This is a genomic window from Flavobacterium niveum (assembly GCF_055231775.1).
On record NZ_JBUYSX010000006.1, the window covers coordinates 53,878 to 76,768 of the forward strand.

The window sequence follows — 22,891 nt, forward strand, 5'->3', positions numbered from 1 at the left end:
GAAATTCAACACTGTAACACTTAATCAAACATTAAAAAAACAACAAGGATAAATCCCTATTTTTGTAGCAAAGACTACGCAATCAAATCGACATGAGAAAAATTTTCCTGCTATTTACCCTAACCAGCCTTTCGGTAATTGCCTTATTAACGTTTATCGACCGTAAGTCGGCACTGCTGCTGCTGATTTTCGGGCCGCTTATCGTTATGGGCTTTTACGACATGTATCAATCCAAAAAAACCATCAGAAGGAATTTTCCGCTACTGGGGCGCCTGCGCTACGTACTGGAATCTATTGGCCCCGAAATACGCCAGTACTTTATAGAAACTGACCTGGAAGGCAAACCCTTTAACCGCCTGCAGCGCAGCCTTATTTACCAGCGCAGTAAAAAAGAAACCGACACTAATCCCTTCGGTACCCAGCTCGATGTGTATAATGAGGGCTATGAATGGATAAACCACAGCATACGCGCCCTGCCTTTCAGTAAGGTTAACGACAACCCGCGCGTGCGCATAGGTTCGGCACAGTGTACCCAGCCTTATGAGGCCAGCCTGTATAACATAAGTGCCATGAGCTACGGCTCACTAAGCAAAAACGCTATTATAGCACTAAATACCGGTGCTAAAATGGGCAAGTTTTTCCACAATACCGGTGAGGGCGGGCTATCGCCTTACCACCTGGAACCGGGCGGCGATGTGGTATGGAACATCGGTACCGGCTACTTTAGCTGCCGCGATGGTGAGGGCAACTTCAGTTATGATGAGTATGCCAAACGTGCCGTACTGGACAAGGTGAAGATGATTGAGATAAAATTCAGCCAGGGTGCCAAACCGGGCCACGGTGGTATTTTGCCAAAAGAAAAAGTAACCGACGAAATTGCCGCTATACGTATCGTGGGCAAAGGCAAGGATATTGTATCTCCCCCATTCCACTCGGCATTCAGTACCCCGCTGGAATTGATGGATTTTATACAGCTGCTGCGCAAAGGATCGGGTGGCAAGCCTATCGGTATCAAAATATGTATTGGTAACAAATCAGAATTTATTGCTATTTGCAAAGCCATGGTGCAGACCAAAACCTACCTCGACTTTATTACCGTAGACGGTGGTGAAGGCGGTACCGGTGCTGCCCCTCAGGAATACAGCGACCACGTGGGTATGCCGCTGCGCGATGCCGTAGCCTTTGTATACGACTGCCTTGTGGGCTTTAACCTGAAGGAGCAAACCAAGATTATTTGCAGCGGTAAGGTTGTTACCGGTTTTGATATTATAAAATCACTTTCTATAGGTGCCGACCTTTGTAACTCGGCTCGTGGGATGATGTTTGCCCTGGGCTGCATACAGGCGCTGGAATGCCACCTGAACACCTGCCCTACCGGTGTAGCAACACAGGACCCTGAACTGGTAAAAGGCCTTGTCCCTGAAGAAAAAAGCGTACGCGTAGCACGTTTCCAGCACGAAACAGTGAAGGCCGCCATGGAACTTATGGCTTCGGCAGGTATAGCACACCCCGACGATGTGGGGCGTGATGTGGTGAGTATGCGTACCGACCGTACTACCATAAAAACCTATGCACAAACCTACCCAGAACCTGCTGTAGGCTGCATGCTGGAAGGCCACAGTGTACCTACCGATATGTTTTACTTCTGGAAAAAAGCATCGGCCGAACGTTTTTAATTAGCTGTAGTAAGCTGTTTGTTTAGCTTTGAAATGAACTGGCGGGTATCTTTCTGGTTGCCCTGCCACACATTCCATTGCAGGGTACGCCCGCTTTTAAGCACAATGCGTAGCCGATATTTTCGCCTGACGCTATATGCCGAGAAAAGTACAAACAATGCACCCAGCAGGCAGATGAGGATTTGTAATCCCCTGTCTGATTCTGGAAAGTGGAATGGTATAATGAATAACGGCAGCGGCAAAAACATAAATGCCAGCCCTGCACGTGAAAAATGCCATGAAAAGCGTGCCTTTTTAATATCGGCAAGCCTGATTTCGGTTTCTTTAAAAGCCGTGGCAAACACTACACTGCCTGTAAACAGTTTGCCACAGCTGTTACTGAAAAGTAACGGGGTATCTGTAGTGTCCATAGTAAGGTTGAGTTATAGGAAACTACATACGTAAAAAAAGTTAAGGCGGTTTTGTTAAAGCATAAAAAAACCTTGAATACAGTCATGGCGACGCACGAAGCCATCTCATAAGGCAAATCCATTATCAATAATGAGACTGCTTCGTGCCTCGCAGTGACGGTACCTGAAAAATTCTATAATAAAACAAAGCGATATATAATTGGGTTCAGCCCGACTATATATCGCTTTGTTTTTGTCACGAGATACTTACCCCCGCTGGTCTTTAAAATATTCTTTCAGCTTCTGGCGGTTTTCTTTTTTATGTTCCAGAAAAGAAGCGTACTGATCTTTACTCAGTATACCTTTCAGCTTTTCGTCACGTTTGGCATCAAGGTCTTTAAACTGCTGCATTTTTTCTTTCCTGCCTGCGCCGGACTCTTTCATAGCCTTAGCCTGCGTAAGGAAGTCTTCGTTTACGGCATATACTTTCGCGTACTGGTCGTTGCTCAGCTTCAGCTGCTCCTTCATCATATCGGTTATTTTCTGTACACCTTCCGATGTTTTTTCCTGTGCATTAGCCGCACACGCTGTGATCAAAAAAGCCGCTACAAACAGCTGTATGGTCTTAAATAGTTTCATAGTGTATTGTTGTTATTGTTAGTTTACGTTTATAGAGTAGCTGGTGCCGTTTATAACAAGGGTAGCTGTGCCACCACCGTTAAAAGTAATACTGCCGTTATAGCTGAATGTGCCGCCCAGGCTGCCGGTACCGGTCATGGTTACGCTGGCCGTACCGCCGCTTATGGTTTGGGTTTCCTTATCAAGGGTTACGTTACTAAGGTTGATGGTAATTACACTGTTAAAGTGGCGCATAAGGCGCACCTTGCTTTCCTGGTAGCCGTTCCTTACGTAGTTACCGTTTATGGTGGCTGTAGCCGATGAAGGCGCCAGGCCGGTTACTGTAAGTGATGAAGTGGAGTTGTCATCACTCAGCATGCGCGGGGTTTCGTAAGTACCTTCAAGCGAAGCCGAGTAGGCAAATGTTTCAGGCACACCGGCACCGGTACAGCTTATAAGGTAATTGCGTGTACCACTGTAGTCATATGTATAATTGGCCCCGGTGTAGGTAGGGTTATAAGACACAGTATATTGCTGCCCGCATTCCAGCTGTGGCGAATAGGTATACACATCCTGGTCTTCGGCAACAGTGCTGGCTTCGGTAGCCATTTTCGCCACACCGTTACTGCTTGCCGAAACAGATGCCTCAATAGCATCGGCAGCATCGGCCTGGGTTACGCCGGTACTTTTGTTTTCATCGTCGCTGCACGATACCATGGTAGCCGCCAGTATAAGGCCCACAGGCAACAGGGCTTTCTTCGTAAAATCTTTTAACTGTATCATAATTGTTTATTTTTTTTAATTGTTATACCCAAATGTACCAACTATATCTCGCCATTTTAACAAAAACAACACCAGTAGGACATTTACCGATATGAACGGGACACAGGCTACTATGGATAACCTCAGGCTTCCATCCACATCAGGAATGCCTGCACACGTGCCTTGCTTACTATAATATCGCAAGGGGTGGGCACATTCATACGTACCAGCAGCCTGCGCGAAAAATAATGCTCGGCGCCGTCCATAGCCTTACGGTTGATGATGAACTGGCGGTTCACCTTAAAAAACAGCTGTGGGTTCATCATGCCTTCCAGTTCTTCAAGGGTATGGTTTACATGGTAGCGCATACCGCCCTTCACGTACAGGGTAACAATCCCGGCTTCGGCATGCACAAAGTTTACATCTTCCAGCTTTAGCGGGATGATGCGTTCGCGGTGGTGAATCAGCAGGCTGGTTTTATAGCTGCCTCCCATTTTTGCCAGGGTGTCGCCCAGCCTTTCGGCATAGTTGTCCTTTGGTACAAAAAGTGCTTTCATATCCCTGAACTTTTGCAGTGACTTTTGCAGCTTTTCTATTTCAATGGGTTTCAGCAGGTAGTCGATACCGTTGGTTTCAAAAGCATTAATAGCATACTGGTCATAGGCCGTACAGAAAATTACCGGGGCCTGTACCGGCACCCTCCGGAATATCTCAAAACTAAGCCCGTCGGCAAGCTGTATATCGCTAAATATAAGCCCGGGCGTATGCTGTTGCAGCCACTCCCCTGCCCCTTTTACCGACGGCACTATGGCAGCCACGGTAAAATCGCCGTCGGCTTCTATAAGCCGGGCCAGGTGGCGTGCGGTTTTTACCTCGTCTTCAATAATGAGTACGCTTGTCATAGCAGCGGCAGTTTTACGGTAAAATGTGTATTGGTTTGCTCTATAATAATCTTCCCGCCCGAAAGCAGCCTGTAACGTTCGGCTATGTTGTACAGCCCCGTACCGCCTTCTTCAGGCGACTCGTTCAGCTTGGGGTTTAGCGTATTGGTTACCACAATATAACCTTTTTCGGTGTAAATGTGTATGGCCAGTGGCTCGGCTTCTGAAACCACATTGTGCTTTATAGCATTTTCTATCAGCAATTGCAAAGCAGCCGGGGGCAGTTTTTTATCGAGCAATGTGGGATTTACATCCAAATTAACTTGCAGGCCGGTTTCAAAACGTTCCTGCACAATGTACAGGTAGGCATTGATAAACTCCATTTCCTTTTGCAGCAGCGCCAGATGGTTTTCGTGCCCTGCCAAAAGATAACGGTATATGTGCGACAGCTGTATGATGTATTTCTGCACGGCGGCATCGGCAGTAAGGGTGTTAAGGATGCCAAGTGAGTTGAACAGAAAATGTGGGCTGAGCTGCTGCCTGAGTACAAAAAGGCGTGCTTCCAGGTTTTCGTGTTTTAGTTTTTCATTTTCAATGAGGGCCAGCTGGTTTTGGGTATTGAGGTGCAGGATATAACCCAAAAAGTACAGGAACGCATTTACAAAACTGCCCCTGAACATGGTGGCACTAATAAGGCGGCGCGGGCGGAAGTTTTGCCGGAGCGAAAAAAGCGTATCAGGCCCGAAGTGGTCGCGCACTACATACAGCAGCAGGTAAGATGCCATGAATGCCACAGCAAAGCTGATAAGCAGCTTAAGAACGGTATTGTTGAGTTCTTTCGGCAATTTGCCCGATGCTATAAGGAACATGTTAAACACCCAGCAGCAAAACGAGTACAGGAATATGGTAATCACGTTTACCACTATGATTATGGTGCTGATATCACGCTCCTGTGCCACAACCGGCAAAAAAGCCAGCAAACCCATAAAAAGCGAGATAACAGCCCCGGTGCCTAACCTGTATTTTTCCATATCCCTTATTACGATACTTTTTTATAATGTTTTTTCACCACTAAGTCCACAAAGGCTTTTCACGAAGACCACGAAGCTAATACTTAAAGCTTTCACAAAAACTACAATCCCAATTATTGTGATTGAAGTACACAAAGCTTTGTGTGCTCCCGCCTACGGCAGAACAGCCCCTTACTTTGTGTTTCCTTGTGAGTAAACTTTGTGCGCTTAGTGGTAAAATTTAAACAACAATTGTATGTAGCCTTTGTAAAAATAGCTATTATGTAATTCAGCCTGCGCAACTTTTTACATGAAACTGCCAATATGCGAAATGAGCAGGCACAAAAAAGCCCCGCCGGTGGGCGGGGCTCATCTTCTTGGGATTTAGCTAAACTTAAAAAACAGCCGTATTAAAATACTATGCGTTTGCTTACTTTGCCATTCACCGTGTCAACTTCCACAATAAGCACCTGCTGCTCAGCAGTAAGGTTACTTATCTTAACCTGTGTATTGTTGATACCGTTCTGGGCATAAAGCCTGCGCCCTCGTATGTCGTAAATCGTTACATTGTTCATCATGGCATTGCCGCTGTTAATGCCTATCACATTACCTTCAGTAAATACCATTACTTTATTAGCATCGAGTACAGGGTTTTCTGCACCAAGGGCCTGGGTAGTGTATATCACATCAAAACGCCCTTCAAACGTACCGGCCTCACTACTGAATGTATAGCTATTGGCCATGTTATGGATAATGCCCTCCTGGTTATCCCTCAGGTATATTTTTTGCCCGTCGGCAAATACACCGTCTACATGGTCAAGGGCTACCGTAAATGTACCCGCTTCCGGCACAGTGAAACCCATTGGCACCACATCTGCCGTTTCAAAGCCCGGCCTTGCCTGTATGGTAAGGGATGCTTCTTCAGCTAATGAATAGAACGCCAGTATACTGTTGTCCGTCAGTTTTATGGCATCGTAGCCGTAGTCAAGGCCAAGGGTACCTTGTGTAAAATAGCCCACCATAGTTTGGCTGGCAGTACCGTTATCGGCAGTAAGGTTCAGCCACAGGCGCGATGCCGTATTTCCACCCGACTTAAAGAAGCCCTGGGTAGTACCCGTAGCACCTGTACGCATGCTGTTAGTAAAGGTAAGCGTAGCCGATGACAGGCCGGCTTGTGTCCTTACTAAAAAGCCCTGCCCCGGTGCCAGTGTCCAGTCTGCACTGTCTCCGGTAAAGAAATTTGCCTGGTTAGCGCCTCCGCCTGTTGCAGGGTTTGCCACAAAGCCCGAAAGGTTAATCGTAGCATAAGACGAGCTTGCACTGTTGTTGCGCTTCCTCCACAGGTAAATGCCCGAGGTTATGTCTATAACCGTATTGTTTGCCGCAAAAAATTCTTCAATACTTACAGGTGACGGATATGGGTTACCTACCGCTGTATAGCGTTTGCTTTCGGTATTTAGCGGGTAGGTTATAGTACCGTTGTGCGGGGCGCCGTTAAAAGTACCGTCAAAATAATAGTCGTCTGTACCCTCTATGTATTCGGCAGGTGTTGTAGCGCCATCGTTAGTGCTACCGGTTACATCTGCACCAAGTACGTTTGGCATACGGATAAGGTAACCCTTAGCAGCATCAAACACTGTTGACGAAGCTATAGGCCAGTAGGCATCCATACCATCCTCGTACTTGTATTCATAGAAACGGTTGCTTGCCGTAGCAGGAGAAAAATCATAAAGCGACCATCCACCTACCGGGGACGACCACATGGTATAATCTAACCTGTACAGCGGGTTGCTCTTTTTATGGAAGGTAATGGCACCGCTGTTGGCATCGGTTACCGTACCTTCACCCTGTAATAGTGCAGCATTATCCTGTACGGTTAAAGCACCTGCAGGGTTTACAGACAGTATGTTGTCTACACTAAGGGTAGCGCCCGTATTTACAGTAAGCGTAGCACCCGCACCCACTGTAAGGTTGTGTGCATAAGCCGTACCCGATGAAATAACAGGGTTGTTATCGGTTTCAGAAACTGTAATATCTACAGCACCTGTAGGTATAGCACCACCACACCAGTTGCCCGGGGTATTCCAGTCGCTGCTTACAGTACCCGTCCAGTCGAAGCAGGTAGGCGCAGTAAAGCTCCAGTTAAGGGTAAACATACCTGAAAAGCTGAAGTACCCATCCTCTATCCAGTACAGGGTTTGGTCTACACCTGTTGTATTTATCCAGTTTACTGTGGTTTCATCCGGGTCGTCAAAACAGGTTATCAGGTTCAGTGCATTGCAGCTGCCGTAGTATACCGTTACAGCCGAGTCGAAATTGTTGCTCTGTTGCAGGGTAATGCCATAGCCCGCCGGCACGGTCACTGAAAGGTACATATCAGGGGCCGATGACATGTATGCACATGCAGGCGTACTGTTGTTGTTAAGGCCTGTTGTAACATTGCTGTAAGGGCTTGTTAATCCGTCAAGGCTTATGGCCGACTGGCAAACATCGCCCAGGATATATGAAAATGACTGTGAAGCCACCCAGTCGCTATAGCCACCGGTGCCGCAGTCTGTCCTTACAAAAAGATAGTAGTTAGTACCACCTGTAATACCGGTATAGACAGCAAAAGGATCTGCTGTAAAGGTACCGCTGCCGGTAGGCATGGCCGAAGATGTGCTTACCACATACTCGTAGCCTGCAGGGGTATTGCCATATTGCGGGGCAGTCCAGCTCAGTTGCGCAGTGCCATCGACATAGCCTATACCCACAAGTGCCGATGGGGTAAAGCACGCAGGGGCTTCGGTAACCACAAGGGTATAGTCTTCAAACGAACCCCACGAACCCGAATAGCACGGGCTGTCCGGACCTGAGTCTTCGTCAGTACCGCCTATCCTTAAACGGTGCGCACCCAGTGTGGCATCTATAGGCACGGTTATGGTTCCGTATAGCGATGAAGGGTTTGGCGCTGCCGAAAGGGCATAATATAACTGCTCTCCATCGTCGTCAAAATCGTAGTCGTTATTCCAGTCTACCCACACTTTGGTACCGTAGCTGAAACCGGTTCCGTACGTAATGCTAAAGTTTTTAGCAGTACCCTGGTTTATTTCCGCAGAAAGCGAAGTATAGTCACCATAGTAACCACTTTCGGTGCCGGTACTGTTATTTATAGTACCCAATGTAAAGTTGATGATACCCATATTGTCCTGGCTGGTAGGCGCAGGCGTGCAGTAACCCAGTATTTTGCTTACCGAAGCCCAGCCGCTGCTGTACTCTTCGCTGCAATTGGTTTTCACCCAAAAATAGTAGGTAGCACCCGGCGTAAGCCCGCTAAAGCTTGCCGACGTACCGGTAGTGGTATCGGTTATTGCCGTATCTACATCATCGGTTTCAGAATAGGCGTAAGTGTATGATTCCACAGTACCCGAAACTGCATCCCATGAAAGGGTTATGGCATCGGCTGATGTCGAATTTGCCTGGAGCCCCGAAACCGTATCACACGAAAGGGTTGTGAAATTTACAGGTATCCAATCGCCCCATACACCGCCGCTACAAAATGTACGCACGTAGGCGGTATAGTTAGTACCCGGATTCAGCGGCATAAAGCTGGTGCTCGAAGCGCTGGTGGTAGTGGTTACCGGCCCGGCATTTGGCCCGTTACCTTCCTCGGTGAAATAATACTGGTAGAAATATACCATGGTGCCACCGGTTACGGCATCCCAACTTATGGTAACACTTGTATATGTAATATCAGATACGCTAAGGTTAGCTACCGGTGCACAGCCTGTAGTGGTAAAGGTAGTGCCTACCCAGTCTCCCCAGGTACCGCTGCAAAATGTGCGTACATAGGCAGTATAGGTAGTACCCGGCGTAAGCGGCATGTAGCTGCTGCCGGTAGTGCCGCCCGTAGTAGGGCCCGGCACCGCTGCACCCGTACCAGCCACAAAACAGTACTGGTAAAACTGTACCGTGTTGCCATCGGTTACGGCATCCCAACTGATGCTTGCGGTGGTATTGGTAATATCTGTCATGGTAACACCCGTTACGGTATTACAGGTCCACGGTTCTATAACAATATCGTCTACAAGCAGGTTGCCCTGCCCTCCTTCCGACTGCGCATGGAAACCAAAATAGTAGGTACCCGTTGCGCCTATGTATATGGGCCCGTTTGATGAATTTGCAGCGCTTGCTCCTGTGATATTGTTAAGGGTAATAACAGTATTTGTCATGGCACCGGCATTGGTATCCTGCCCGAAGGCTACCCGAAGCTGGCCCGTAGCCGAAGCGGTATCATTACCGTACTTAAACGAAACTTTATATGCCTGTCCCTGTGTTAGCTGAACGCCTTTGGTAAAAAACCAGGCATCGGCAGTTTCCTCTGTACCGGTATATTGCAGGGTATTGTTGTCAAAGCCGTAGCCGGGTGCGGCAGTAGTGGTCCATGCGGCATCGCCTGTGGTACACTCCGGTAGTGCGGGCAGCGAAGCCGATTCAAAATCTAAATAATAAGGCGGAGAACCGGGGGAACAGTCCTGCGCCCGCATACTTGTGCAAAAAACAAGCAGCAAAAACAAAGCAGTAGTAAATTTTTTCATTATTATGGTTTTATTTAACAGAAAGAATGTTTTTTATTCGACAACAATGTTAAATAAAATACAAAAGAAGCATTAAAAACCGGGGTTTTAAATAAAGCGACAGCTACACTAATTCATGTGACGTTGTTTTTACAATATTTTGATTTACTGATAATTAACACTAAAAAACCAATACTTTTTACGCCTCTCAACAGCCTATGTTTTTAACAGTTATTTTTTCGATTTTTAAGAATGAAGAATGCAAAAATCTAAGGAAGTATATCGCCAAAACGCGAAAACACAAAATGCATTCATTTTCAATGCTTTACGAAATCGGTTGAGTATTTTTTGTGACAGTATGTGACAAACGGCCCATTCAGGGTAAAAAAGAAGCCCCACGCATCGCGTGGGGCTTACTTATGGATTTATACTTTATTTTGCTTTACGCAAAACTGTATTAGAATACAATACGCTTGCTTACTTTGCCGTTTACGGTGTCAACTTCCACAATAAGCACCTGCTGCTCTGCGCTAAGGTTGCTTATTTTAACCTGTGTATTGTTGATGCCCGCTTGGCTGTAAAGCTTGCGGCCTCGGATGTCGTAGATGGTAACGTTGTTCATCATGGCGTTACCGCTGTTGATGCCTATTACTTTATCTTCGGTATATACCATTACGTTGTTGCCCTCAAGTGCAGGGTTGTCTGTACCAAGCGCCTCTGTAGTGTATATCACATCAAAACGGCCTTCAAAAGTACCTGCTTCAGCACTGAAGCTGTAGCTGTTCTCCATGTTGTGGATGATACCTTCCTGGTTATCCCTCAGGTATATCTTCTGCCCATCGGCAAATATACCGTCTACGTGGTCAAGGCTCACAGTAAAAGCACCTGCATTTGGCACAGTGAAGCCCATTGGCACTACGTCGGCAGCTTCAAAGCCCGGCCTTGCCTGTATGGCAAGCGGTGTAGCTTCAGCAACCGAATAGAAGGCAACGCTGTTACCATCGGTAAATTTAGCAGCATCATAACCGTAGTCAAGGCCAAGGGTACCTGCATTGGTATACGCAACCATGGTTTGGCTTACAGTACCGTTTTCGGCTGCAAGGTTTAGCCACAGGCGTGAAGCGCTGTTACCCGCCGACTTAAAGAAGCTTTGCGATGCACCCTGTGCTCCACGACGCATGCTGTTTGTAAAGGTTACAACCGGATTTGTAAGCCCCGGAAGTGTCTTCACGAAGAAGCCCTGTGCCTGAGATAGTGTCCAGTTGCTACTTTCACCTGTAAAGAAGCTTGCCTGGTCTGAACCACCGCCTGTGGCAGGGTTAGACACAAAACCTGCAAGGCTAAGTGTAGCGTAAGATGAGTTAGCGCTGCTGTTGCGTTTCCTCCAAAGGTAGATACCTGTAGTAAGGTCCAGCACCGTGTTGTTGCTTTGTATACCTGCTGTAGCAGCATCTATATCGCCGTTAAAGAACGCCTCTATATTTATTGGCGATGGATAAGGGTTACCCACTGCGGTAAACAGGCCTCCCTGTGTGCTTAGCGGATAGGTTATGGTACCGTTGTTAGGAGCACCTGTAAAACCACTGCTGAAAGAAATATTATCAGTACCTGCTATGTATTCGGCAGGGGTGGTAACAAGGTCATTGGTAGTACCCGGCAGGTCAGCGCCAATTACGTTTGGCATACGGATCAGGTAACCTTTTGCTTTGGCAAACTGTGTAGATGAATCTACCGGCCAGTAGCCCTGGAAGTCGTTTTCAAACTTGTACTCGTAGAAACGGGTGCTTGAAGTAGCCGGAGAGAAGTTGTACAGTGACCAGCCGGTTACCGGAGACGACCATAGTGTATAGTCTAACCTGTAAAGCGGGTTATTGGTCTTATATAGGGTAATGATACCACTGTTAGCATCGGTTACTGTAGCAGCACCCTGTACAAGGGCTGCATTATTCTGCACGGTTAGGGTAGCAGCTGCATCTACATCAAGTACGTTATCTACATTAAGTGTAGCACCTGTGTTTACGGTTACTGTAGCGCCTGGCTCTATCACAAGATTATGTGCATAACCGGTACCAGTACCAATTACAGGATTGTTAGCTGTAACCGGTATGTTTACATCAGAAGTAGCTGTAGGCACTTCGCTACCACACCAGTTAGCCGTATCGTGCCAGTCTGTACTAACAGCACCGGTCCAGTCGTAGCATTTTGTAGCAGTACCAAATACTGTAACATCGTCTATACGGAAGGTACCTGAAGTTGCAGAACTACCTGTACCATCTACCCTTTGTGTACCGTATGGGTATAACCTGAAGGTTACTGTACCGCCCAGCTCAGTGCTGAAGTCGGCAAAATCCCAAAGTGTGTATGCTGCAGGCGCAGTAGGAGCATTAGATGAAGTTATTGACGGAGAAGCTGTAAAGCTGCTGTACGTAGCAAAATCATCAGTACTGTAACGTATTTCCAGTTGGTTTGGCGCAGAGTTACTTCCCTGGCGCATCATGTACAGCGATGTAAGGTTAAGTTTATAACCGGCATCGGCCACAACGCTGAATTCTATATACGAAGTTTCGTTTACAGCTGCTGTGTTGTTTAGTGTTGTAGAGTTAAACACGTTACCTGTAGACTGGCACGTAATTGTAGTACGAGACACATCTGAACCTGTAGTATTATCGGCAGTAACAGCTATGTTACCGTTTGTAGGACAGGCAGAAGCACCTGTAAACTGGTTAAGGTATATACCCTCTTGTATAGTCAATGTCTGGGCAATGCTGGTAGCATTGTAGTTTGCACTTTCAGCCTGAGAAGCCGTAATGGTAACAAAACCAGGGCTTACAATAGTAAGTGAAGTTCCGCTTACTGTAGCAACAAGCGGGTTGCTGCTGGTGTAGGTAACCGGGTTAACAGCTGAAGTTGTAGAGAACGCAGTAAGCGTCATAACCGGCTCTATCGTAGATTTCAGCGGGAACGTAGCAAACGTTATGGTTTGGTTCGCCTTAGTAATTGTACCTGTTAGTGCAGGCTGTACTACGGTGTAACGGTCAGACTGTGGACCGGTAAGTGTAAAGTTTGAAGTAACTGGCTTATCTGTACCGGCATTTGCATCGGCAAAAGTACCACCGTTGTTTACAAGGGTTACTGCATCCGGTGATATAACACCTTCAAGGGTACCGCCTGTTATGGTGGCTGTAACAACGCCACTGCTGTATGCCCTTGTGGTAACGGCGGCACCGGTTACGGTAAGCGGTTTGGCAAGGATAGTAAGCGGCTGTACCACATCTATAGCAGCGTTATAAGTACTGTCACCACCCTGAGAAGCTGTGATGTTTACCGTACCTACGTTTAGTATGGTTACTACGTTTCCTGTTACAGAAGCGATAGTAGGGTCAGCACTTGTATAGGTTACGTCAAGGCCAGAGCTGGCCGTAGCAGTAAGTTCAAATGTTGGGTTACCATATACCTGGTCTGTAAGGGCATCAAAAGTAATGGTTTGGCTTGTAAGGCTCGAAGAAGTAACCACAAGTGTTTGCTGTACCGAAGGTGCAGCATTGTAGTCGCTGTTAGCAGCCTGCGAAGCAGTAATTACTGTAGAACCAACGCCTACAATGTGTACTGTACTACCTGTTACGGTAGCCACGGCCTCGTTAGAGCTGGTGTACGTAATAGGGTTTATGGCCGAAGTAGCCGAAGTAGCTGTAAGTTCGAAATCAGCATCGTCAACGTCCTTAGCAGGAAGCGCATCAAATGTTATTAGCTGGTCGCCTTTGGCTACGGTAAGTGTAAGTACCTTAGTATCTGTACCGGCTGTGTTAGTAGCCGAAATGTTAATTGTATAGGTACCTGCATGCTGAGGGGTACCGCTTATAACACCGGTTTGGGTGTTTACGGTAACACCGTCAGGAAGGCCTGTAGCATTATAGCTTGCAGGGGCGTTAATTGCTATAATAGCATAATCAGCTATAGGCTGGTTAAGTGCACCTGCAATTTCCAGGTTGGTATTGGTAACCACCGGGGCAACTAATGTAGGAGCGAAAGCGATACCACGGAATACAGTGTTTGTAGCTGCAGTGGCAATTGCCGTAAATGAAGCTGTAATAGTACTGTCAAAAGCAGTACCGTCTATTAATTTACTAATTGCTGAGGGAGCTGAAACATATATTTCTACCTCAGTGCCTACAAGACGTGCAGCAAGGCCGGTACCATCTGCAATAGCTACAGTACCCTGGGCACTCCATGTGGCTCCACTGTCGGTAGATGAGTATTTACTAAGACCTGCCCCTGAGTCTATAATATACATGTTCCTGTTATTACCGCCACGATTTATAAGCACGTAAGCATAAGGGCTGCTGCTTCCAGACGTTGATAGTGTATTTGTAGAAACCGTAGAAGCTGCAGTAGGCAAACCTGTACCTACCTTATATATACCACGGCTACCGCCAGAACCTGTACTGTAATACAGTTGGTTATCAAAAATTGATACCATACGGTTATTTGTTGTTGTAGAGGAAACCAATGTTGCCGCAGTACTACTACCGTTTTCAACAGTAAAAATACCACCGTTTGCACCGGCAGTCCAGTAGCGTGAACCGTCTTGTGTGGTTACCGAACGTATGTTGTTTCCTGAATACGCTGAACCACCAAGTGAAGTGAATGCAATTTGTCCGTTTGCAGCAACACGTGCCACAACGCGGTTTGTAGCTGCGGCTGTTGTATTTACAACACCGGTAATACCTGCTTCAGCATCATAACCACCAATGGTTAGGTACTGGCCATTACCTGAAAGGTTAAGTTGCCCTTCAGATGTAGCAGTACCACTCATTACTAAACGGTTACCCGCTGTAGCAGAAGGCACCGGTAGTGTATATACTGCTGCACCACTTGTAGTATACTCAGATAAGTATACCGGTGTTGCAGCATTACTAAGCGTTGCACTTCCTGTACCAACCTTTAGTACAACAATGTTACCCACTGTAAACTGGAATGGCGCAACCGTACTTGAAGCAGTAGCAATGTTTACATTGCTTGCACCTGTACTTGATGCAACGATGTTGCCTGAATATGTACCTACTGGGGCAGAAGCCGAAAGGCGAACATATATAGTAGTAGAAGCCAGTGTACCGGCAGCACCTACAGTAATAGGTGAACCATTAGTGCCTACGTTTGAAGAGAAATCAGCTGTAGTAGAAACCTCAAACCCTGCAGGAGGGTTGATGCTGATACCTGCTGTAAGGTTTTCACCTGAAACAGCAAAGGTAGTTGTTGTAGAAGCCACACCCTGGGTTGTAGTAAGGGCAGCAAGTGTACCTGTATATGAAATAACCGGAACAACTTCAGGAACAATTTCACCTGTGCTTAGTATAGCCGCGTGACCCGGATAACCTGTGAATGATATTTTTCCCAGTTGGGCAGCAGTTAATCCGCTTTCAGAACTACCTACAAATATTTTACCCGCAGTACCAGTCGCACCCGCAGTACCTGTCCAACCTGTTACAGTAAGTGTTGTACCATCCCATGTTGTGCCATTGCTTGCTGCAAAGGTAAGAGTGTGTGATGCAGCGCCAAGTGCAACAGTTGAATTAGCACTTAGTGTAAGTGTACCTACAGATTGTGTAAAACCTGTAGCAGTACCTAATGTTCCGCCGTTTAGCACAATATTAGTAGAAGCTGAAAGAGCATTGGCAACACCAAGGCTTAGTGTACCACCCGATACTGTAGTAGTACCTGTATATGTGTTAGCACTTGTAAACGTTAGTGTACCTGTACCGTTTTTAACAATACCACCGTTTCCTGCAATCCTTGCAGCAAGAGTACTCACTGCACCGGCGCCAAATGTTGTATTTATTGACTGGTTTACAGTAAGTATATGGCCTGTAGCCAGGTTGAGTGTTTGTGCTATAGTACCGGTTGTTGCAGTCCATGAACTAGATAGCGCACTTATAGTTTGTGCAGTATTGTTCAGGTTTACTGTAGTAGCATTTGTAGAAGTCTGCGCCAGGCTAAGTGCGCCTGTACCCATAGATGAACCATTTGCTACGGTAAAGATACCGTTACCTATTGTAGTTGCACCTGTTAGATTATTTCCTGTACCAGACAGTAACAGTGTACCGGCAGCCGCTTTAATCAGGTTTCCTGAACCTGTAGCGTTACCTGAAAAAGTAATCTGGTTGCCGCTTCCTGAAGGCTCTATACGTGTATCTGCAAGTAAATTTACAGTACCCTGCCATATTGCAATGCCCGACCCGCCTAAATCAAGTGCAGGTGTCGCAACCTGGCCAGGGTTAAATTCAAGCGCCTGTGAAGTACCTCCATAGGTACCCGACACGTTAAAACGCATTACACCGGCAGTATTAATCCTTACAGTACCTGTGGTAGGAAGAGCCGTTGTGGCATCTATCCTAAGCCTTCCCGTACCTGTAGAGTTTACAAAAATACCTCCCGTAAAAGTATTTGTACCTGACAAACGCAAATCTCCCGAACTGCCTAAATTAACAGTCATTTGCTTGCCCGTACCTATAATATTACCCGAAATAACTATATTACCCGTACTGCCTATATTAACTACGTTAGTTGTAGCGTTACCCAGTTCCAGGACCATACCCTGAGCACCCGAAGCAATTGTAAAGGTTGAAGTACTGTTATTTGTAAAGATGGTGTTAGCTATGCCATTAACCGTAATACCCAGGGGACGAAAAGTACCTGATGCACCTACGGTTCCTGATGAGTTACTGACTGTAAGGCCTTTCGTCCTTGCACTGGTTAATTCCACAGCCCCTACTTCCTGAATTTTCTGTCCATTTGTCTGAACACCTGCATTTGTAGTACCATTAAAATTAATCCCTACAGTTGCGTTTGAATCCGGAGCTAACCCAAACTGGGCAATTTGTGAAGCTGTTGGCACAGCACCACCCGTCCAGTTGCCCGCAGTTAACCAGGCAGTACTTGATGCACTGGAATACGTAACCTGGGCAAATGCCCCGGCAGACATAAAAAACAAGGCTGCAAACAACACCCGTAAAACTGTGTTGGTTTGTATGCCCCGCTTCTTTCTAAAAAAAGTAATCGTTTTTTCCATATTGAGCGATGTTAAGTTCCTTGGTCTTTGGCAATCCTAAGAAAACAAATCTTAAAATTTCATGCGAAGGAACGACCGCTATATTACATGTGGCTTAATTACTATTTAACTAATTATGAACAAACACACGGAAACGAAAACTTTGATTTACTTTAACTTAACAAAAAAGCCCTGATAGGTCAGGGCTGGGCAACTTATTGGTAATATTCCGATATCTTCTTGCGGTCCTGCGCCTTAGTGGCTACGTACAGCTTATACTGGTCATCGCTAAGCACTGACTTAAGCTTGGTATCTCTTTCTTCTTCAATCGCCCTTTGCTTTTTAAGCTTCTCTACTTTATTTGTCTTAGTATTATTTTCAAGGGTCTTTTGCATGAACGCCAGGTTAACACTAAGCACTTTGGTATACTGCCCGTCATTCAGGGTGAATTTCTCCTTCATATACGATGTAAGGGCCTTTGCACCGTCTTCCGGCTTAGCAGCTTCCTGGGCCGAAACGGTTACTGCAAACAACAATGTAAGTATGCCTGTAAAAAGGGCTTTCTTAAACAATTTAGTATTCATAATTATTCTATTGGTTACTGTAGGCATAGATACAAATTTTTCACGGGTAAACAAAGCATCATCACAATTGGCCAGCATATTTTACCAAAACATCATACATACCATACGCGCGGGCTACACCCATCGTCACTGCGAGGAACGAAGCAGTCTCATTATTCGGTAAATCAGATGCTACATTATGAGATTGCTTCGTTCCTCGCAATGACAGCACGTGAGTAAAGCTCCGTAACATCATAAAAAAAGCCCCTGCTTTCGCAAGGGCTTCCTGTATTATTCTTCCTCTTTCGGGTTCATTTTAAAACCTTCCATGAACTTAGTGGTGTAGTCACCAGCTACATAAGCCGGTTCGTCCATAAGCTGGCGGTGGAATGGTATTGTAGTTTTAATACCCTCAATGATAAACTCATCAAGAGCACGTTTCATTTTGCTTATCGCTTCTTCCCTTGTTTGGGCAGTGGTAATAAGCTTTGCAATCATAGAGTCGTAGTTTGGCGGAATTGTGTAGCCGCTGTATACGTGGGTATCAAGCCTAACGCCGTGGCCACCCGGCATGTGCAGGGTAGTGATTTTGCCCGGAGACGGACGGAAATCGTTATACGGGTCTTCAGCATTAATACGGCATTCTATAGAGTGCAGCTGCGGTAGGTAGTTTTTGCCTGAGATAGGCACACCGGCAGCAACAAGTATCTGCTCGCGGATAAGGTCGTAGTCTATAACCTGCTCGGTAATAGGGTGCTCTACCTGTATACGCGTGTTCATTTCCATAAAGTAAAAGTTGCGGTGCTTATCTACAAGGAACTCTACCGTGCCGGCACCTTCGTAGCTGATGAATTCTGCGGCCTTAATAGCAGCAGCACCCATTTTCTCACGCAGGTCATCGGTCATAAACGGTGAAGGGGTTTCCTCAGTAAGCTTCTGGTGACGGCGCTGTACAGAACAGTCGCGCTCACTCAGGTGACATGCTTTACCGTAAGCATCACCCACAACCTGTATTTCAATGTGGCGGGGCTCTTCGATAAGCTTCTCCATATACATACCGTCGTTACCGAAAGAAGCACCGGCTTCCTGCTTGGCACTATCCCATGCCTTGCGAAGGTCTTCCTGCTTCCATACGGCACGCATACCCTTACCACCACCACCGGCAGTGGCTTTAAGCATTACAGGGTAACCTACTTCTACAGCAAGTTTCTCGGCCATTTCATATGATTCTATAATACCGTCAGAACCCGGTACGCAAGGTACACCGGCAGCTTTCATGGTAGCTTTGGCAGTAGCCTTATCTCCCATTTTATCGATCATCTCTGGCGATGCGCCGATAAATTTGATGCCGTGTTCTTTACAGATTTTAGAAAAACGGGCGTTTTCCGAAAGGAAACCGTAACCAGGGTGTATAGCATCGGCATTGGTAATTTCCGCAGCCGCTATAATATTAGATATCTTAAGGTAAGAAAGGTTACTTGGCGGCGGGCCTATACATACGGCTTCGTCGGCAAATTTTACGTGCAGGCTTTCCGCATCGGCAGTAGAGTATACCGCTACGGTTTTTATGCCCATTTCCCTACAGGTACGTATTACGCGCAGCGCAATTTCACCCCTGTTGGCTATTAGTATCTTTTTAAACATCTCTTTTTTATTTTAAATGATGAATTATAAATTTTAAATGTTCTGAATGACGTAATTCATCATTCAAAATTCAAAATTTAAAATAATTAAGATGGGTCTACCAGGAATAGTGGCTGGTCAAACTCTACCGGAGAGGCGTCGTCTACCAATACTTTTACTATTTTACCCGATATTTCGCTTTCAATTTCGTTGAATAGTTTCATTGCCTCGATAACACAAACCACGTCACCTTTGCTTACAGTGCTGCCTACTTCTACAAAAGAAGGCTTATCTGGTGATGGTTTCCTGTACAGGGTACCGATAATCGGCGACTTAATGGTTAGATACTTAGAGGTATCGTCAGCCGGTGCAGCAGCTGGTGCGGCAGGCGCAGCGGCGGCAGGTGCCGGGGCAGCTACAGGGGCAGCAGCAGGCTGTGCTACAGGAATGTGCTGAACGTAAGCAGTAGCTGCTTCAACGGCACCTTCGGTAGTAGTTTTTATGGTGATCTTAAAATCATCCATCTCCAGCTTAACTTCCGTGGCTCCGGACTTTGCCACAAACTTGATTAGGTTTTGAATTTCTCTGATATCCATACGTTCCGATTTTTATTTTAATATAAGTAGTTTGTTTTAGTTTTTATCGTAAGCCCACTTAAGGTAGATAGAACCCCATGTGAAGCCACCGCCAAAGGCAGCAAATACAATATTATCACCTTTTTTAAACAGGTGCTCAAAGTCGGCCAGTACAAGCGGAAGCGTGGCGCTTGTGGTATTACCGTACCTTTCTATGTTCACCAGCACTTTACTGTCTTCTACACCCATGCGGTGCGCCGTAGCATCTATAATACGGCGATTCGCCTGGTGGGCTACAAGATAAGCAACATCGTCATGGGTAAGGTTGTTCCTCTCCATAATTTTGGCACTTACATCGGCCATGTTACTCACAGCATATTTAAATACCGTTTTACCGTCCTGGTACACAAAGTGCTTGCCCTGCTCTACCGTTTCGTGGCTTGCAGGCAGTAATGAACCACCGGCTTCTATACGAAGGAACTCACGGCCTATACCGTCGCTCCTCAGTATTTCATCCTGAAGGCCAAGGCCCTCATGGTTCGGTTCAAAAAGTACAGCACCGGCACCGTCACCAAAAATGATGCAGGTAGCACGGTCTTTATAATCTATGATAGACGACATTTTATCGGCGCCTATAAGCAATACTTTTTTATAGCGGCCGGTTTCTATAAGCGCTGCACAGGTACTCATACCGTACAGGAAGCTTGAACAAGCAGCCTGAAGATCGTACCCGAAAGCGTTTACAGCACCTATATTAGTAGCTACATATACAGCAGTAGCCGCTACCGGCTGGTCTGGTGTGGCAGTGGCCACAATAACAGCATCTATATCTTCGGGGTTTATACCCGCTTTTTTAATAAGATCTTCAGCAGCTTTAATAGCAAGATAAGAAGTGCCCTTATCTGCATCCTTAAGTATACGCCTTTCCTTAATACCTGTGCGGCTGGTTATCCATTCGTCATTGGTATCAACCATAGTTTCCAGTATCTCATTTGTAAGCCTGTATTCAGGCACATAAGACCCCACAGCGGTAATGGCGGCTGTTATTTTACCCATAATCTTATAATAAGTATATACAATACTTTTCAGCCGCAGCAAAGCTGCCACCGAAAAGCGGTGGAAATTACAAATTTTTTTACAAACAGGGGCTAAAAAAAGCCGCCTCTGTTAAAAACGGCCGTTTAACAAAAAAACTCCCACTAAGTGAGAGTTTTACCCTATACTTTCAGCAATTATGCTTCTGCTAGTTGCTTGTCTATAACTACCTGGCCCCTGTAGTACATTTTGCCTTCATGCCAGTAAGCCCTGTGGTACAGATGCGCTTCGCCGGTTACCGGGCATGTAGCAATCTGAGGTACAGCAGCTTTGTAGTGCGTCCTTCTCTTATCTCTTCTGGTTTTCGAGGTCTTTCTCTTAGGATGTGCCATTTTGCAATATTATTTATTATCCGTTAATAGTTTCTTTAAGCCGTCCCACCTGGGGTCGGTATTTTTTTCTTCTTTTACCTGTTGTTGTTCTTTCGGGGCCAGCGCATCAAGCTTATCCAGCACGCCACCGCCCACGCTTCCGTCCTTTACACCCGGATGTATACGCTTTGTAGGAACCGAGAGCACAATCATTTCGTAAATATACTGAGACACATCAACCTGGTATTCACCATGCGGCAGTATCAGTATTTCATCGTTATCATTATTAAACTCATCGCCAAACTTCACTACCAGAAACAACTTGCCTTTTATCGGCAGGTCAAAATCCTCATTAGTTATGTCGCAAGGCACGTTTACAAAGCCCTTGTGCTTAAAGGTAAGCTCCATCATGGTGCTTTTCTTTTCAAGGACAAGGTTAACTTTTACATTGACGTTATTATATTCGTCAAATTCAAAGTGATCAAAGAACGTTTTATTAATATCAAACTCAAACTGGTGTTTTCCCTGCTTTAACCCCACAAACGGAATTAAAAACTCTTTGTTCAGTTTCATTTTTTGCCAGTTTTTACTGTTATACTTCCTGTAACTGCGGCTTAACAGTGCCGCAACCTGTTAGTAATAACAGTTTTGAGCGTGCAAAGATATAAAATTATTGCAAATCCAAAACCGTTATGAATATTTTTTTTCTTCTTGCTTTTCCCTCACTTTCAGCGGGTTTCTGCTTATTTCGCTATATTCCTCCCTGTTATGGTAAATATCCAGTGCCAGGTATACCGCTTCTTTAAACGAATTATGGTCGGCTTCACCCTTACCCGCTATCTCATAAGCAGTTCCGTGATCGGGCGATGTACGTATGCCCGAAAGCCCCGCAGTATAGTTAACCCCATTGCCAAATGACAGCGTTTTAAACGGTATAAGCCCCTGGTCGTGGTAGGCTGCTATTATAGCATCATATTTCTCGTATTGCCCTGTACCGAAGAAACTGTCGGCACTAAACGGCCCGAATACCATAACACCTTCCTCGAACAGTTTTTTAAGCGCAGGCTTTATTATATCTTCATCCTCACGGCCTATAACACCGTTATCGCCACTGTGCGGGTTAAATCCAAGCACAGCAATCTTAGGCTTATTAAGTTTAAAATCCTGCTTAAGGGTCTTATTAATCGTATGCAGCTTCTTAAAGATAAGCGCCTCGTTAAGGTGTGCCGAAACCTCATTCACCGGAACATGGTCTGTAAGCAAGCCTACGCGCAGGCCGTCATTCACCATAAGCATCAGCGCATCGCCATCGAGTTCCTTATCCAGGTAATCGGTATGCCCCGGGAATTTAAATTCCTCGCTCTGTATATTGTATTTGTTTATCGGCGCGGTAACCAGCACGTCAACCTGCTTATGCTTCAGCGCATCTACAGCAGCCGTAAACGATTTTATGGCATACGACCCCACTGCATCATCGTTTTTACCGAATTCGAGGTTCACACCTTCCTTCCATACGTTAAGCACGTTTATCTTGCCCACAACCATCTGGTCGAGCTTATCAATCCCATGGAGGTTACACTCCAACCCTAACGCTTTTTTTATGAAGGAAAGTATCTTTACGTTGGCAAAAATAACCGGCGTACAAAACTCCAGCATACGGGCATCTTCAAAAGTCTTCAGGAGCACCTCTGCCCCCACCCCGTTAAGGTCGCCTATAGAAATACCCACAATAACATTTTCAGCCTTTTTTGCCATGATAATAGTAATGCTTAATTTTGGTGTTACAA

Annotated in this window: 15 protein-coding genes; 1 reads left to right on the forward strand and 14 read right to left on the reverse strand. The window is 45.9% G+C overall.

From position 1 onward, the window contains the following. Positions 1–92: 92 nt before the first annotated feature. The gene (locus ACZIX4_RS15120; RefSeq protein WP_463336475.1) at positions 93–1,676 is read left to right on the forward strand and encodes an FMN-binding glutamate synthase family protein; all 1,584 of its coding nucleotides are present in this window, start codon (positions 93–95) and stop codon (positions 1,674–1,676) included. Here the strand turns inward: ACZIX4_RS15120 and ACZIX4_RS15125 are convergent. The 14 genes from ACZIX4_RS15125 to pdxA form a co-directional block, all read right to left on the reverse strand. Next, positions 1,673–2,086, reverse strand: a complete 414-nt coding sequence (locus ACZIX4_RS15125) for a hypothetical protein (RefSeq protein ID WP_463336476.1) — start codon at positions 2,084–2,086, stop codon at positions 1,673–1,675. The two genes, ACZIX4_RS15120 and ACZIX4_RS15125, sit on opposite strands and share 4 nt — an antisense overlap. A 246-nt stretch (positions 2,087–2,332) precedes the next feature. Beyond that, positions 2,333–2,704, reverse strand: coding sequence for a hypothetical protein (locus tag ACZIX4_RS15130; RefSeq protein ID WP_463336477.1), 372 nt, complete (start codon positions 2,702–2,704; stop codon positions 2,333–2,335). A gap of 18 nt (positions 2,705–2,722) precedes the next feature. Beyond that, positions 2,723–3,466, reverse strand: a complete 744-nt coding sequence (locus tag ACZIX4_RS15135; RefSeq protein WP_463336478.1) for a hypothetical protein — start codon at positions 3,464–3,466, stop codon at positions 2,723–2,725. A 122-nt stretch (positions 3,467–3,588) separates the two neighbouring features. Beyond that, positions 3,589–4,347, reverse strand: a complete 759-nt coding sequence (locus ACZIX4_RS15140) for a LytR/AlgR family response regulator transcription factor (protein WP_463336479.1) — start codon at positions 4,345–4,347, stop codon at positions 3,589–3,591. Further along, positions 4,344–5,357, reverse strand: coding sequence for a sensor histidine kinase (locus tag ACZIX4_RS15145; RefSeq protein WP_463336480.1), 1,014 nt, complete (start codon positions 5,355–5,357; stop codon positions 4,344–4,346). Before ACZIX4_RS15145 ends, ACZIX4_RS15140 begins: the two co-directional genes overlap by 4 nt. A gap of 389 nt (positions 5,358–5,746) precedes the next feature. Next, positions 5,747–9,913, reverse strand: coding sequence for a fibronectin type III domain-containing protein (locus ACZIX4_RS15150; protein WP_463336481.1), 4,167 nt, complete (start codon positions 9,911–9,913; stop codon positions 5,747–5,749). Positions 9,914–10,349: 436 nt separating this feature from the next. Continuing rightward, positions 10,350–16,958, reverse strand: coding sequence for a T9SS sorting signal type C domain-containing protein (locus ACZIX4_RS15155; protein ID WP_463336482.1), 6,609 nt, complete (start codon positions 16,956–16,958; stop codon positions 10,350–10,352). 194 nt (positions 16,959–17,152) lie between these two features. Beyond that, on the reverse strand, positions 17,153–17,521 hold the full coding sequence (locus ACZIX4_RS15160) for a hypothetical protein (RefSeq protein ID WP_463336483.1): 369 nt from the start codon (positions 17,519–17,521) through the stop codon (positions 17,153–17,155). A gap of 270 nt (positions 17,522–17,791) precedes the next feature. Next, the gene (gene accC / locus ACZIX4_RS15165; protein WP_463336484.1) at positions 17,792–19,144 is read right to left on the reverse strand and encodes an acetyl-CoA carboxylase biotin carboxylase subunit; all 1,353 of its coding nucleotides are present in this window, start codon (positions 19,142–19,144) and stop codon (positions 17,792–17,794) included. An 86-nt stretch (positions 19,145–19,230) separates the two neighbouring features. Continuing rightward, positions 19,231–19,719: an acetyl-CoA carboxylase biotin carboxyl carrier protein gene (gene accB, locus ACZIX4_RS15170; RefSeq protein ID WP_463336485.1), complete on the reverse strand. Its 489-nt coding sequence runs from the start codon at positions 19,717–19,719 to the stop codon at positions 19,231–19,233. Positions 19,720–19,755: 36 nt separating this feature from the next. Further along, positions 19,756–20,754, reverse strand: a complete 999-nt coding sequence (locus ACZIX4_RS15175; RefSeq protein WP_463336486.1) for a beta-ketoacyl-ACP synthase III — start codon at positions 20,752–20,754, stop codon at positions 19,756–19,758. Positions 20,755–20,930: 176 nt separating this feature from the next. After that, complete coding sequence (gene rpmF, locus ACZIX4_RS15180; protein ID WP_463336487.1) at positions 20,931–21,125, reverse strand: 50S ribosomal protein L32; 195 nt, start codon at positions 21,123–21,125, stop codon at positions 20,931–20,933. 9 nt (positions 21,126–21,134) lie between these two features. Next, the gene (locus tag ACZIX4_RS15185; protein ID WP_463336488.1) at positions 21,135–21,677 is read right to left on the reverse strand and encodes a YceD family protein; all 543 of its coding nucleotides are present in this window, start codon (positions 21,675–21,677) and stop codon (positions 21,135–21,137) included. 117 nt (positions 21,678–21,794) lie between these two features. Next, on the reverse strand, positions 21,795–22,859 hold the full coding sequence (gene pdxA, locus ACZIX4_RS15190; RefSeq protein WP_463336489.1) for a 4-hydroxythreonine-4-phosphate dehydrogenase PdxA: 1,065 nt from the start codon (positions 22,857–22,859) through the stop codon (positions 21,795–21,797). Between the last annotated feature and the right edge of the window lie 32 nt (positions 22,860–22,891).